The 12,295-nt window shown below is 68.1% G+C and carries 11 protein-coding genes and 3 pseudogenes; 7 read left to right on the forward strand and 7 right to left on the reverse strand.

Annotated elements, in window-relative coordinates:
* The first annotated feature begins 16 nt into the window (after nucleotides 1-16).
* Complete coding sequence (locus tag ACSRUE_RS17235; protein WP_441291940.1) at nucleotides 17-664, forward strand: YkgJ family cysteine cluster protein; 648 nt, start codon at nucleotides 17-19, stop codon at nucleotides 662-664.
* Between the two features lie 69 nt (nucleotides 665-733).
* Here ACSRUE_RS17235 and ACSRUE_RS17240 read toward each other — a convergent pair whose 3' ends face one another.
* Nucleotides 734-1,258 carry a hypothetical protein gene (locus ACSRUE_RS17240; RefSeq protein ID WP_441291941.1) on the reverse strand — a complete coding sequence of 175 codons (525 nt, stop codon included), beginning with the start codon at nucleotides 1,256-1,258 and terminating at the stop codon, nucleotides 734-736.
* A 122-nt stretch (nucleotides 1,259-1,380) separates the two neighbouring features.
* On the opposite strand from ACSRUE_RS17240, the pseudogene ACSRUE_RS17245 reads away from it, so the two are divergent.
* Together ACSRUE_RS17245 and ACSRUE_RS17250 are read left to right on the forward strand one after the other, a co-directional pair.
* A pseudogene (locus tag ACSRUE_RS17245) lies at nucleotides 1,381-1,623 on the forward strand (hypothetical protein); the annotation flags it as partial.
* 185 nt (nucleotides 1,624-1,808) lie between these two features.
* On the forward strand, nucleotides 1,809-2,447 hold the full coding sequence (locus tag ACSRUE_RS17250) for a hypothetical protein (RefSeq protein WP_441291942.1): 639 nt from the start codon (nucleotides 1,809-1,811) through the stop codon (nucleotides 2,445-2,447).
* Between the two features lie 70 nt (nucleotides 2,448-2,517).
* Here the strand turns inward: ACSRUE_RS17250 and ACSRUE_RS17255 are convergent, their stop codons facing one another.
* From ACSRUE_RS17255 to ACSRUE_RS17265, 3 genes are all read right to left on the reverse strand, one after another.
* Nucleotides 2,518-2,952 carry a hypothetical protein gene (locus tag ACSRUE_RS17255; RefSeq protein WP_441291943.1) on the reverse strand — a complete coding sequence of 145 codons (435 nt, stop codon included), beginning with the start codon at nucleotides 2,950-2,952 and terminating at the stop codon, nucleotides 2,518-2,520.
* Entirely contained in the window at nucleotides 2,952-4,517 is a 1,566-nt protein-coding gene (locus ACSRUE_RS17260) for a S1C family serine protease (RefSeq protein WP_441291944.1), read from the reverse strand. Before ACSRUE_RS17260 ends, ACSRUE_RS17255 begins: the two co-directional genes overlap by 1 nt.
* Before the next feature lie 556 nt (nucleotides 4,518-5,073).
* A complete protein-coding gene (locus ACSRUE_RS17265; RefSeq protein WP_437765258.1) occupies nucleotides 5,074-5,295 on the reverse strand; it encodes a helix-hairpin-helix domain-containing protein in 222 nt (73 codons plus the stop codon).
* A gap of 233 nt (nucleotides 5,296-5,528) precedes the next feature.
* On the opposite strand from ACSRUE_RS17265, the pseudogene ACSRUE_RS17270 reads away from it, so the two are divergent.
* Nucleotides 5,529-6,247 (forward strand): annotated as a pseudogene (locus ACSRUE_RS17270) (family 43 glycosylhydrolase).
* A gap of 33 nt (nucleotides 6,248-6,280) precedes the next feature.
* On the opposite strand, the gene ACSRUE_RS17275 reads toward ACSRUE_RS17270, so the two are convergent.
* The 3 genes from ACSRUE_RS17275 to ACSRUE_RS17285 form a co-directional block, all read right to left on the reverse strand.
* Complete coding sequence (locus tag ACSRUE_RS17275; RefSeq protein ID WP_441291945.1) at nucleotides 6,281-7,012, reverse strand: helix-turn-helix domain-containing protein; 732 nt, start codon at nucleotides 7,010-7,012, stop codon at nucleotides 6,281-6,283.
* A gap of 13 nt (nucleotides 7,013-7,025) precedes the next feature.
* Complete coding sequence (locus tag ACSRUE_RS17280) at nucleotides 7,026-7,997, reverse strand: NAD(P)-dependent alcohol dehydrogenase (protein WP_441291946.1); 972 nt, start codon at nucleotides 7,995-7,997, stop codon at nucleotides 7,026-7,028.
* 146 nt (nucleotides 7,998-8,143) lie between these two features.
* Nucleotides 8,144-9,238 (reverse strand): hypothetical protein, encoded by a 1,095-nt coding sequence (locus tag ACSRUE_RS17285; RefSeq protein WP_441291947.1) that lies wholly within the window; start codon nucleotides 9,236-9,238, stop codon nucleotides 8,144-8,146.
* 620 nt (nucleotides 9,239-9,858) lie between these two features.
* Here ACSRUE_RS17285 and ACSRUE_RS17290 point away from each other — a divergent pair.
* The 3 genes and pseudogenes from ACSRUE_RS17290 to ACSRUE_RS17300 all read left to right on the forward strand — a co-directional run.
* Complete coding sequence (locus ACSRUE_RS17290; RefSeq protein WP_441291948.1) at nucleotides 9,859-10,017, forward strand: hypothetical protein; 159 nt, start codon at nucleotides 9,859-9,861, stop codon at nucleotides 10,015-10,017.
* A 457-nt stretch (nucleotides 10,018-10,474) separates the two neighbouring features.
* On the forward strand, nucleotides 10,475-11,620 hold the full coding sequence (locus ACSRUE_RS17295; RefSeq protein ID WP_441291949.1) for a hypothetical protein: 1,146 nt from the start codon (nucleotides 10,475-10,477) through the stop codon (nucleotides 11,618-11,620).
* 192 nt (nucleotides 11,621-11,812) lie between these two features.
* Nucleotides 11,813-12,013, forward strand: a pseudogene (locus ACSRUE_RS17300) (Uma2 family endonuclease); the annotation flags it as partial.
* Nucleotides 12,014-12,295 lie beyond the last annotated feature (282 nt).

Raw genomic sequence — 12,295 nt, forward strand, 5'->3', positions numbered from 1 at the left:
GCGAAGATGCGCCCCGATGTCCGCATACGTCGTGTCTCGCCCCGTCTGGCGCCGGTTTCGCCCGCGTTTCCTGAGCCGCGCAGCGGCGCACGTGAGGGCCGGCGGGCACGCGGCCATCGTGCTGCCGGACGAGCGGGTCGACCTCCTGCTCTCCATCGGCGAGGACGGGAAGCTCACGGAGCTCGGGCTGTGGTCGCTCCTGTCGATCGAGCAGCAGCGCTTTCGCCGCGTGGGCGAGGGGCCGGCCAAGGGGCTCGCGACGGCGCGGGTGAAGCGGCAGTACGAGGGCTCGGTCCTCGACTGGTGCGAGCGCGACAGCACGCACCCGGGGGCGATCCGCGAGGTGGCGCTCGACTGCCTTTCGTGCGGCGCCTGCTGCCACGACGCCAACGTGCTGCTCGACGAGGTGGACCTCGCGCGCTTCCGGGGCGCCGGCCGCGGCGACCTCACGGGGCGCGCCTACGTGCGGCGGGCGCGGGACGGCAAGATCACGCTGCGCTTCGCGGCGAGCGGGCGGTGCCAGCACCTCTGCGAGGATCTGCGCTGCGCCATCTACGAGATCAGGCCGGACAACTGCCGCGCGTTCGTCGTGGGGAGCGAGGCGTGCCTGTCGGCGCGCGAGGAGACGCTCGGGCTACGGGACGGGGCGCCCGCGGAGCCGTGAGCGGCGGGCTCGCCGCGGGGGCCGCGGTCACGTGACGGCGGGGGGCGGCGGGGCGCGCGTCGCACGCCTTCAGAACAGGAGCCGGACGCTTCCGCCGAGCGGACCGAGCTGCAGCTCGGCCCGGGTCGTGGCGCGATCGAGCTTCATCTGACCCGTGATCCAGAGCGGTACACCCGTGAGGGTCATCGCGCCTCCGACGCTCATGAGCACGGTGGGAAAGACCCATGCGCGAGACGCGCAACCGCAGGAATCGTCGCCGCTCGGCCGGGTGAGGAAGAACATGCCTGCTCCGACGGAGCCGAGGACCAGTCCGCCCACGGAGAGGCCGGTGCCCACGTCGCGCCGGGTGGTGTCGACGGCGGGCGCTTGCGCCGTCGGCTCGGCGTGCGCGTTGCCCACGAGCAACAGGGTCACCCCGAACGCGGCGAGACGCATGCCAGCGAGGATCCCTGGTCGCGGCGCGCCCGTCAAGACGAGGAGCGGTTTCTCGATCGGTCGGTCGAGGCGTCCCAGGGCGTCGAGCCCCGTGACGATGCTGCGCACGACGGACGCGCGAAAGCCCGACCCGATGTGAATCACCGCCGAGTGGGACACGATGCCATCCGCTCGACCGACGCGAACACACGGGGGCACATGAACGAACGATCCTGTTGTGAGGCTCCGGAGGGTCGGTACGATGCCAGGTGATGCGGCTTGGATGCTGGCTCGTCGTTGGAATGGCGATGTTCGCGGCGCCCTCGGCCAGGGCAGAGGCGCCGAAGACGGACGCCGCGATCCGGAAGGCTCTCATCGCCGAGTCGCGAGCGGCGTACAGCGGGAGCTGCCCGTGTCCTTACGATACCGATCGAGCGGGCAGACAATGCGGCAAGCGCAGCGCTTACTCGCGGCCGGGAGGCGCGGCGCCTCTCTGTTATGATCGCGACGTGACGAAGGAGATGATCGCCGAGTACCGCGCGCGCGACGCGGGGCGCACCCGCCAGGACTCCGCTTGTTCCGGCACGAGCAGCGGGGTACCCGTGCTCGACGCGACTGGAATCAGGGGTCTCCGGTCCCTGCTTCATCACGGTCCTTCCATTCCGTGATGGTCTTCGCCTGAATCGACGGCTTCCTCGTCATCGCCCGCGGAATCATATACACGGCACGCATGAGCCACGTCGTGATGCAGGCAGCGGAGTTCTCGACGGTCGCCGCGGCGGAGCAGGCCGCTGCGGAGCTGCGGCGGCTCGTCGCGGACTACGTCACCTACGAGGAGACCGCCGACGCGCCGTGGAGCGAGGGCGCCGTGCCCGCGCCGCTGGTCGAGCTCGGCCGGCGGCACGGCGTGCCGTGGCCGGGCGACGCAACGTCGCGGTTCCTGCTCAAGGGCCTGTTCAACGACGAGGCGAACGTGCTCAGCGTCGATCGCCTGGTGTTCTTCTGGGGCGGCGGCTTCGATCTCGGCGGCGCGTGGCTGCGTGAGGTGCTGCTGCGCGGGCTCGGCGCGGTGCACTGCACCGACCTGCCGCGGCTGGTGGTGCGCGTGGACGATCCGCAGGCTCGCGCGGCGGCGTCGGGCGAGTTCCTCGTCGAGGAGGACTTCGAGGAGCAGTTCACGACGACGTCGGACGACGCCGTGCTCGACCGTGCGCTGTTCACCATCACGTTCGAGCGCGACGGCGACCGCGTTCACCTGACGTTCGACGACTCGGGCGTGCAGGAGTGGGCGTTCGTCGCGATGCTGCCCCAGCTCTCGGGCGACGATCCCGCGCTGCGCGCCCCCGCGCGGGGACCTTGGGTTAAATAGGGTTCCCTCGGAGATTCGGCTCCCTCACCCGCCGAACCTCGGCCCAAAGCACGCGCGATTCGACGGCGCCTCAGAGGTACGCGCAGGCCTTGGGGCAGGTCATACGGTACGGGCACTCATCCAGCGTGCTGCAGTACGTGTCCTCGGGGCACTCCAGGGAGGATTCGCACAAGAACAAGCAGCTACCGCGGTAGCAGGTGGCGCCCGCCACACACGCCGTGTCGGAGACGCAGCCCGTGTTCGCCTGACACACGCCGGACGTGTCGATCGTGGAGCCCTGGCAGAGCTGACCCGCGGGGCAATCGCTGTCGGCGGCGCACGTACCGGGCGTGCTGCACTCACCCGGGTTGTTCGTCCCATACGGGAAGACGCAGATCAGGCCTTCATTGCACCAGTCGTTGTCTTCGCACTCCTCGCCCAGCGGTCTCGTCGGCGCCTCTTGCAAGAGCAGGCACCCTCCCGGCAGCAGAAAGAGCAGCGCAGCACACAGCGTGCGGAGCAACATCAGAACGTCCCCATGATGGAAAGTGAGGTGAGCCCGATGCCGGGCGCGCCGACACCGGCGGCGAAGGTGCGGCCCGGCGTCGAACGCCCCCCGGTCGCGGGCGGCTTCTTGTCCGGCGCAAAGACGTACGAGCTCAGCACCATGCCCGCGCCGAGCCCGGCGACGGCCCAACCCACGGTGTTCCAGGTGCGGAGCGTGCCGAAGCTGGAGGGCGTACTGCCGATGTTCAGGAGCGCGGTCGTGCCGACCGTGGCGCCGCCGGCGACGAACGCCACCCAGCCCCAGCCGTTCGCCTGCCCGACCCAGCCCGGCGTCTTGCCGGGCGCGTCCTTGCCCACATAAAACCAGGGCGGATCGGGCTTGTCGGCCACGCCGCCGAGCGCGAGCCCGCCCGACACCGTCGCCGTTTTGCGCTCGACTTTGAGCGCCCCGGTCGTCTCGCCGAAGCTCAGCCCGAGCGACGAGAGCGCGGTGGCCGAAGGCACGCCGAAGCCCAGGCCCTCGATGCCCTGCCCGGTCGCCTTGAACGTCATGATCGCGACCACCTGACCCTTGTCGTCGACCAGCGGCCCGCCGCTGTTGCCTGGGCTGATGCTGGTGTCGGTCTGGATCAAGCTGTTGCCGTCGAGCGTGCGCTGGCCGCTGACGATGCCGCGGGTCACGGAGAACGACAGCCTCTCGCCGCCGGGCGCGCCGAGCGCGAACACGTCGTCGCCGGTGCTGGGGGGCGGCATGCGCAGCGTCAAGCACGGCGTTTCGCGCGCGCCATCCTTCAGCTGCAAGAGCGCGACGTCCGACTGCTCGTTGACGCGCATCACGGTCGCCGGAAACTCCTTGCCGTCGCGGAAGCGCACCACCACCTCGGGCGTCGTCGCCACGTGCGCCGCGGTGAGCAGCAAGCCATCCGGAGAGATCACGACCGCGCTGCCGACGCCGTCGTCGAGCTTGACCAGCGCCGTGGCGTTCAAGACGTCCTCGCTCATCTTCGGCATCGCCAGGGTGCGGGCCGGGCAGCCGCGCATCTCCCCGGGCGGAAACTCGGGCGCGGCCGGCGCCTCCACCGGGGCGCCCGAGCCCCGGAGGGCCTGCACGAACATCGGCCGGGCGAGCAGCGAGCGCAGGCTGCCGAGCAGCAGCGCGTTGCCGGCCGCCGCGCGGTCGAGCTCGCGCATCTCCATCTCCTCGTGGTTCGACGTCATCTGGTAGACCACGGTCTTGGAGGCGCGATCGAGCAGCTCCCACTTGATGGTGATGCCGCAGGTGAGGCCTCGCTCGTCGGCGCAGTCCGCCGCCGTCATCGTCCCGGCAAGGACGAAGGCTGCCTCGCTCGAGCGATCCTGGTTCAGCGCCAGGTTCTCGCGGCCGAGCGCGCGGTAGCCGAGCTCGCGCATCTCCTCCAGGAACATCACCAGGAACTTTTCCTTGACGATCAGCACGTCGTCCAGGTTCGGCGCCTTCAGGATCACGTTCGAGATCGTGATCGTCCCGAGCTCGCCGCCGTTCACCTTGATCGGCTCCACCGGCCGCACCGACGTCGCCTCCGCGAAGCGCGGCGCGAGCAACAACGCCGAAACGCCGAATCCGAACCGCAACGCGCAGCGCAACCAAGCCCTGAGGGTCCGCAATTGGTTCATCCCGTGCTCACGAAATCCTGAAACCTGGCCTCTGAGCTGCCTCTCCGCGTTCGCAGCTCCGGCTGGAAGCCATTTCCAGCGACCAAGAAGCCCTATGCTCCTCGGTAGCGCCCACGATATCTACCTCAGGCGCGGTGTCGAGCCCCATTGCTCAGCCCGCCGCCGCAATCGACGCGGAAGTTTCTGCTGTCAAAGGACAGGCAGTCTCGCGCCCGTGCTCGGATCGTAGCGGGTCCAGACACGCCGAGTGTCGTTCCGGCCGGGCACCGGGGCCCCGCCGATGCATGGATCGTATCCCGATCCAACACCCTTCAGGGGCTAGGCATCCTAGGAACCTGGCGTCCGCGAGGTCAATCCTGCTGCGGGTTGACGCTGGCTGAGCAAAATGCGCTCTGGATCCTGATCTTTTGCCTCGCTGCCTTGCTCGCCGGGCGCGGGCACCCCCCGGAGCAGGCGCACGCGGGACGCGGCGCCTGGACGACGAGGGCTACGCGTCTTTGGCAAGAGACTTTCCTTCTGCTTCGAGGGCAGCCTTGATGACCCCGATCGCCTTGGGGCCCACGCCATGAAGCGCCATGAGCTGGGCTTCCGTGAGCCGAGCGACCTGGTCCAGGCGAGAGACGCCGGCCGAGGCGAGCGCCCGCAGCGCCGGCTTCCCGATGCCCTTCGGAAGTGCAGATTCCGGTCGTTCTTTCGTTCTGCTCGCCATGCGCCTCATCCCATGTCGATCGTCGCCTGGGTGGCTGGCGTTCAGCTTCGCCGGCGAGCCCAAGCGTCATGAACGCGTACAGCATGCCGAGGACAGCGACCGTGGTACAACATCGCAGCATTCCCGGGCCGGGGTAGCAGCGGCCGGGGCCGTGCCGCGCCCGGCGAGCGATCCTCTACGGCTATGGCGACCCGTGCGTGGCGCGGGTGGGCGAGCGCGCATGGCGCTTGCTCGTGACCTCGAACGACGCGCCGAACGCCTTTCCCATCCTTGCCTCGAGCGACCTGACGACCTGGCGGCTGACCGGCTTCGTCTTCCCGGAGGGGCGCGCGCCGGCCTGGACGCTGACCGGCTGCAACCGGGCGGATTTCTGGGCGCCGGAGCTGCACCGGGTCGGGAATGAAGTTTGGCTCTGCTTCACGGCCCGCATGCAGGACCGCTCGCTCGCGATCGGCCTCGCCCGAGGCGCGAGCCCGGACGGCCCGTTCGAGGCCGAACACGCGCCGATCGTCACCGGGGACGTGATCGACGCCCACCTCCTCGTGGACGCCCACGGCACGGCCTGGCTGGTCTGGAAGAAGGATGACCGCACCTCATCGAGGGCGTCTGGATCACCCAGGAGGGCGGGCGCTATCACCTGTTTTACGCCGGCAACGACTTCTCGACCGCGTACTACGGCATCGGCGCGGCCGTGGCGGACGGCCCCACGGGCCCGTACCGCAAGTCGTCGGAGGTCTTCCTGAGCTCCAGTGAAGAATGGTGGGGGCCAGGGCACCCGTCCGTGGCCGTGGGCGCCGACGGGCGCCACCACGTGTTCCTGCACGCCTTCCGCCCGGGGGTGGCAGGGTACAAGGCGTTCCGGGCGCTGCTTGCCGCGCCGATCCGCTTCAAGGGCGGCGTCGTCTCGCTGGACACGTCGGTGTGGCCGGCGGCGCGACCCGACCCAGGTTGAGGTGATTGCCTGCTCCGTGTGCGGCGCGTGAGATCACGCCGAGGTCTCGCGGCGCGTCCTCGGCCTCTGCGCCCCACGTCTCCACTCGCCGGGCGACTGTCCGGTCTTCTGCCGGAAGAGCTTCGAGAAGTGCTGCGGGTGCTCGAATCCGAGCGCGTAGGCCACCGCGCTCGCCGCCCGCGCTCGGACCTCGAGCTGGCGCGCGTACGCGCGCTGGCAGTACGTGAAGAGGAGCTGGAGCTGCGCCGAGAGCACGTCCGGCGCGAACGCGTCGGGTGGGACCGAGGACTCGCGCTCGAGCTGCCGGACGAGGCCCGTGAACGTCTCTCGCTCCGGCCGTGTGAGGTGGAGCGCCTCGTGCGTCGCGTAGCCGAAGAACCGGTACTGGTGCATCGCGTCCGAGAGCGGCGTGTCGCGCAGCACGTCGGGGTGGAAGACGACGGTCCAGCCCTCCCCCTCGTGGGCGAGCTCGCTCTCGCCGCCGATCGGCGTGATCACCTGGCCCGGTGACGCGAAGACGATGATGCCCGCCTGCCCGTCGTGCACCTGTCGCCCGAACTCGGCGTGGCATTCGTCCCCGCGCTTCAGGCTGATCACGTAGAGCCCGGACTCGATGGGGCGCCCGATGATCGGGATCTCGATGCGCAGCGGCTCCTGCCACGACGCGGCGATCACGGAGACCAGCGGATGCGCTGGCGGCGGGCGCCCGATGAGCCCGTGGATCTGCTCGATCGACCCGAGCCTCAGCGCACCGCGTGTGCTCACGCGAATCGGGGTATCACGCGCCTACCTCGATCACAACGTTGCCCCGCTTGCGTCGCGTCTCGACGTACCTGTGCGCATCCGCGATGGCCGCGAGCGTGTAGCGCCGGTCGATGACCGGCCGGAGCGCTCCGCGCGCGACGAGCTCCGAGACCTCGGGGAGCGCTGTCTTCTTGTCGACGGACATTCCGAAGACGAGCTTCCTGCTCCCGAAGATCCGGCTCCATGCATCGCGCAGGTAGAGCTCGGCGCCCCCGACCGTGATCAGATATCGGCCTCCGCGCGAGAGGCAGCGCCGCGCGCGCACGAACGAGCTCGCGCCGACCGTGTCGAACACGACGTCGAACGCGTCGGCGCGCGCCGCGTAGTCGTCTCGCGTGTAGTCGACGATGTGGTGCGCGCCGAGCGAACGCACGAGCTCGGCGTTTCGCCCGCTGCAGACCGCCGTCACCTCCGCGCCGAGGTGCCGCGCGATCTGGACGGCGGCCGTGCCGATGCTCCCGGATGCGCCGACGATCGCGATCCGCTCGGCGGTCCGGAGCCGCGCCCGGTCGCGGAGGAAGTAGAGCGCGGTGGTCGGTCCGTCGACGAGCGAGCACGCTTCTTCGTGGCTCAGGCCGGCGGGGGCGTGCGCGATCGACGCGTTTTCGGACAGGCACACGTACTGCGCGTACCCGCCGGAGCCGAACCCGGTGAAGCCGAACACGCGATCGCCGGGGCGGAACCGCGTGACGCGCCGGCCGACGCGCTCCACGGTGCCGGCGACCTCGATCCCGAGCACCCGGAAGCGCCGCCGCGGCTGGAAGAAGCCGAGCACGACCCGCGCCATGAGCGTGTCGCCTCGCCGCATCATCTGGCACGCCGCCGTCGCCGTGGTCGCGTGCACTCGGATGCGCACCTGATCGTCCCGCGGCTCCGGCGCGGGCATCTCGCGCAGCTCGAGGACCGAGGGAGAACCGTATCGCTCGTAGACGGCTGCCTCGGCCACGCTCCGGCGCTCACCAGAACTGATGGGACGACGATGTCCGCGCGATCCCTGCTCGGCACGCGCCAGCACCGCAATCCCATCGTGGACGGTGGCGGCGTGCAAGGCGATCGATGATCCCATTGCCTCTGCCAGATGCGCAAAATGTTCTATCGCTTTCCTGGGTGAATGAATGAACTTAGAATTTCCTCCTGTGTTTCATCGACGACATGTGAATCGGTATTCGTTGTGATTGCTGTTCCATGGCCTCTCGCTTCCATGGTCAGAATAGATTCCGGGCGATAGTAGGCCCATGGATGCTGCTTGTTGTAGTCTGATGGAACGTTCGCGCCGCGTCCGTCCGAATTGCGAGTCAGTCGAATGAATGACGTCAAATCAAGCTGAGCTATGAGTTTGTCGATCGGATCGACCGTGTCGAGACCTAAAAATGGGGTACCGATGTGGGTGTCCAGGCCTAACCCCGGATTTCTCGGGACAATCGCATGGATCGTGTCCCGATCCAGCACCCAATCGTATCTAACTTCCGATCCGCCTTGTCCGGCGGCACATTGCGCGAAAGACACCGGATGCGCGATCGGGCATGCTCTCAGTACAGCCTCGGCCGGTAGGCCTGCAAGCTTGACTGCGCCGTGTAATTCAATGGTTCCGTTCTGGTCCGTTAGGAAGCCTTTTATTCGGTTTGCCCGAAAAAATGCTCGACCGTCTTTGGTCTGAGCGACTGTCATGTTCGTCGTCCAGTTCGGCTCGATCTGGTCGCTGTGCACGCTCTCCCGGCTGTCGAAGGTGTAAACATAGGTGGATGAACCTTCGAGGGGAGACGCTCCGAGCAATCGCTCGCGACGAAAGTAAATGGCTTGTCCTTCGTTGCTGTGAATGCAATCGAATGTCTCATCGGGAAACCTGGCCATCAACTCGCTGGGCGACTCTGCGGCCATGTAATCTCGGCCGCTTGACGTGTGGACCGTCGTTGCGTCGTTGACATTCGTGATGTACTCAATTGCGCTGAGGCGAATGTATCCCCATGCGTGTATCGAGTTCTTTGAGAATGGAATTTTTACGAATGGATCATCCCCTTGGATGGCGCTCAACAAGGGTTCGATCGGACGACTTTCCAGGTAGCGTCGTCCATGAAGTTCATTGAGGAGCGTTCCCTTCTCCTCTTGTAATAGAAATTCGATGGCGAGAGGCCGAATGTAAAGAGGCGGGCGGTTGCGCGAGGAATGTGCCAGCGTGATGAATGTCATTGATGGTCCTCCTGGAATTTCAGGGGCCAGGCATCATAGGAACCTGGCGTCCGCAAGGTCAATCCTGCTGCGGGTCGATGTCGGGCTCCTTCGAGTTCTACTCGGAGGCGGTCTTCGACCTCAGCGGCCACCGGCCCTGAGGCGCTGCCGCGCCCGGCGCTCTGCCACCACGGGCGCCCGTGCTCGCGCGCGAGCACCCGGAAGCCATCATCCCTTGTTCGGCGGGCTGTACCGCACACGGGATCGCGGCCTGATCTGGCAGCGCATCAACGACATGGTCCGCGTCCGCCAGGCTCGCACGCAGGGGCTGGTGCCCTTGCCTCACCCATGGTATCGGTCTCTGCGCAGCGCTCCGTCATGGTGTATCTCATCGAATTGTCGCTGCGCGAAGGATCGTAGATGCGAAGAATTCACATCGCTCTGGGCGTGCGTTCACTGACGGACTCCATTGCGGATTACACGCAGCGCCTGGCCGCCCAGCCGCACGTGATCGTGCCGGACCAGTACGCGCTCTGGCGCACCGACACGGTGAACTTCTCCATCCGTCAGATCCCCGCCGGCGAAGCTCCGCCTGGGCTCGGGTCGATGACGGACATCTCGGAAGCCGCCCGCCGCCGCGGGTGGGCTGGGGTCCGGAGCTCACGTTCTTCAGCGGCAGAGAATGGACCGTTCGGTTCGCCTTCGCGCCCGGCGCGGGCGAGCTAGGCACTCTCGTCACGTTCGACGGCGTGCACGTCACCGGCGCGGACGACCTCGCCGACGCCGAGCTCGTGGACTGACCCCATCGCCCGCTTCCTCACCGCGCTCGGCGAGTCGACCGACGTTCCAGGTCGCTCACACGACGGCGCGATCGTGAGCCCGGCGCCCGGCGATCGCCTGGAGATCCCCTGAGCGGCGCGCTCCTCGCTGGCCCCCTCGCGCTGACACGCGGAGATGACGCCTGTCATGGGAGCGTGACAGCGAGGGTGTCATGAGCGTGTGACGGCGAGGGTGTCATGAGCGCGTGACGGCGACGCGCAGCAATCCAGTCGCCGGTCGCGGCCGGCGTGTCGCGATCACGGCCTGATCGCGCCCGATCCGGCGTCTCGCCCCCGGAACAGGAGGCAGCGCCATCGCTGGAGGCGCCGGGTGGTCGCGCGCGGCATGCGCGTTGCACATTGCAGTCACCTTGTCGCGGTCGCGCCGGGGCAGCGATGGCCGTTATCCAACATCGAACTCGTGGAAAGGAAGCATGTCATGAAGAGCAAGGCACTGCTGCTGGGGTCGCTCGTCGTCGGTATCATGGGCGCAGGTTGCGCCGTGGCGTACGAGGCCGAGGAGGGCGAGGTGGGCGACGCCCAGCAAGCGTTCGTGTCCCGTGCGTGGGCGTACGCGTGGGCGCACCAGGCGACGGGCTCGTTCACCGCGAGCTCGAGCTACTCGCGGAGCTCCTCCGGAGACGCATCCGGGCAGGGCGTGAACAACACCGTCACGCAGCTCGGCGCGGGCCAGTATCGCGTGCGGTTTCCGGACGTGGGCGCGGCGCCGGGCGGTCATGTCCAGGTCACGGCCTACGGCGCGGGCGCCGAGCGCTGCAAGGTCAATTCCTGGGTCAGGAGCGGCGATGACGTGGATGTTTATGTCAACTGCTTCACCGCCGGCGGCGCGCCGGTCGACACCCAGTTCAGCGTCGCCTATGTCCACAAGTCGGGCACCGGATCCTCGGACGAGGCGTACGTCTGGGCGAACAACCCGACGGCATCGGCGTACACGCCCGCCGCGACGTACCAGTTCAACTCGAGCGGCGTGAACAACACGATCGCGCGCGAGGGGGTGGGCTACTATGCGGTGACCCTGCCGGGGCAGACCGCGGGCGGCGCGACGGTCGAGGTGACGGCCTACGGCCCGGGCAGCGAGCACTGCAAGGTCGGCAGCTGGGGGCAGTCCGGAGACGACGCGGTGGTCCGCGTGCGCTGCTTCGACAGCTCGGGCGCCCCGTCGGATAGCCAGTTCACCCTCAACTTCGCGCGCTCGAGGCAGGTGAACGGCGGGCTCTCCTACAGCTACGCCTGGGCGAACAACGCGACGGCGGCGGCGTACACGCCGAGCCTCTCCTATCAGGAAGGCTACATCGCGGGGGACCTGGGCGAGGTGGAGACCGACATCACCGCAGGGCGCACGTCCGCAGGCCGCTACTCCGTCAGCCTGCCCGGCATGTCGGCGTCGGGCTCGAACGTGCAGATCACGGCGTACGGCACCGGACCGGAGTACTGCAAGGTCGTCGGCTGGTCCGGCACCGAGACGAACGCGAACGTCAACGTCGCCTGCTTCGATGCCAGCGGCGCGCCGGCGGACACGCGCTTCGTCGTCGTGTACACGGACGACAAGTTCATCGTCCTGTGAGCTGCTGGGCGGAGACCCCATGTCGATCGACGTCAAGGACTGACGACGTGAGGTGATGCTGCGGGCTCACGCCGAGCCGCGGCGACACGCGCCGGCGCGCACCATGCCGCGGCGCGGTCCCGCCGCTTCGCTTCGCCGCGCACCACGTTGTCCCGCCTTGCCCCGCCGCCCCACCCCGGGCAGGCTTCGCCCATGGGGCAGCCCGCCGAGAAGCAGCGCCGCGCCACGTACGCCGACCTCGAGGCCGTCCCGCCGAACAAGGTGGCGGAGCTGATTCGCGGCACGCTGCACGTGTTCCCCCGTCCGGCGCCGCGGCACGCGCGCGCAAGGGATCTCGTCGTGGTCGGTCAGCTGGGGCGGCGGCTCGGCGCTGACGGAGCGGGGGCCCCGGGATCAGCGGCATCGAGACATTTCATCCAGGAAACTGGCTAAATATAGACGGAATTTAGAGAATAAATTCTGTATTCTGGCTAAATGGAGGCTCCGCTCAGAGTTGAATCTCTCGGATCCAGATGATGGAAAGCCACATCGAGAGAATCGACTCTGGGAACCAGATCAATCTACCCAGGATCCAGAGAAAACGCTCAGGAATCGAGCGAATCGAACCGCCCGGGCCCTGTCGGATCGGTGATCCGTGGACGCGCGGCGCCGGATCCGGCCACGCCGCGCTTGAGG

Source organism: Sorangium sp. KYC3313 (genome assembly GCF_052075895.1).
GTDB lineage: Bacteria > Myxococcota_A > Polyangia > Polyangiales > Polyangiaceae > Sorangium > Sorangium cellulosum_B.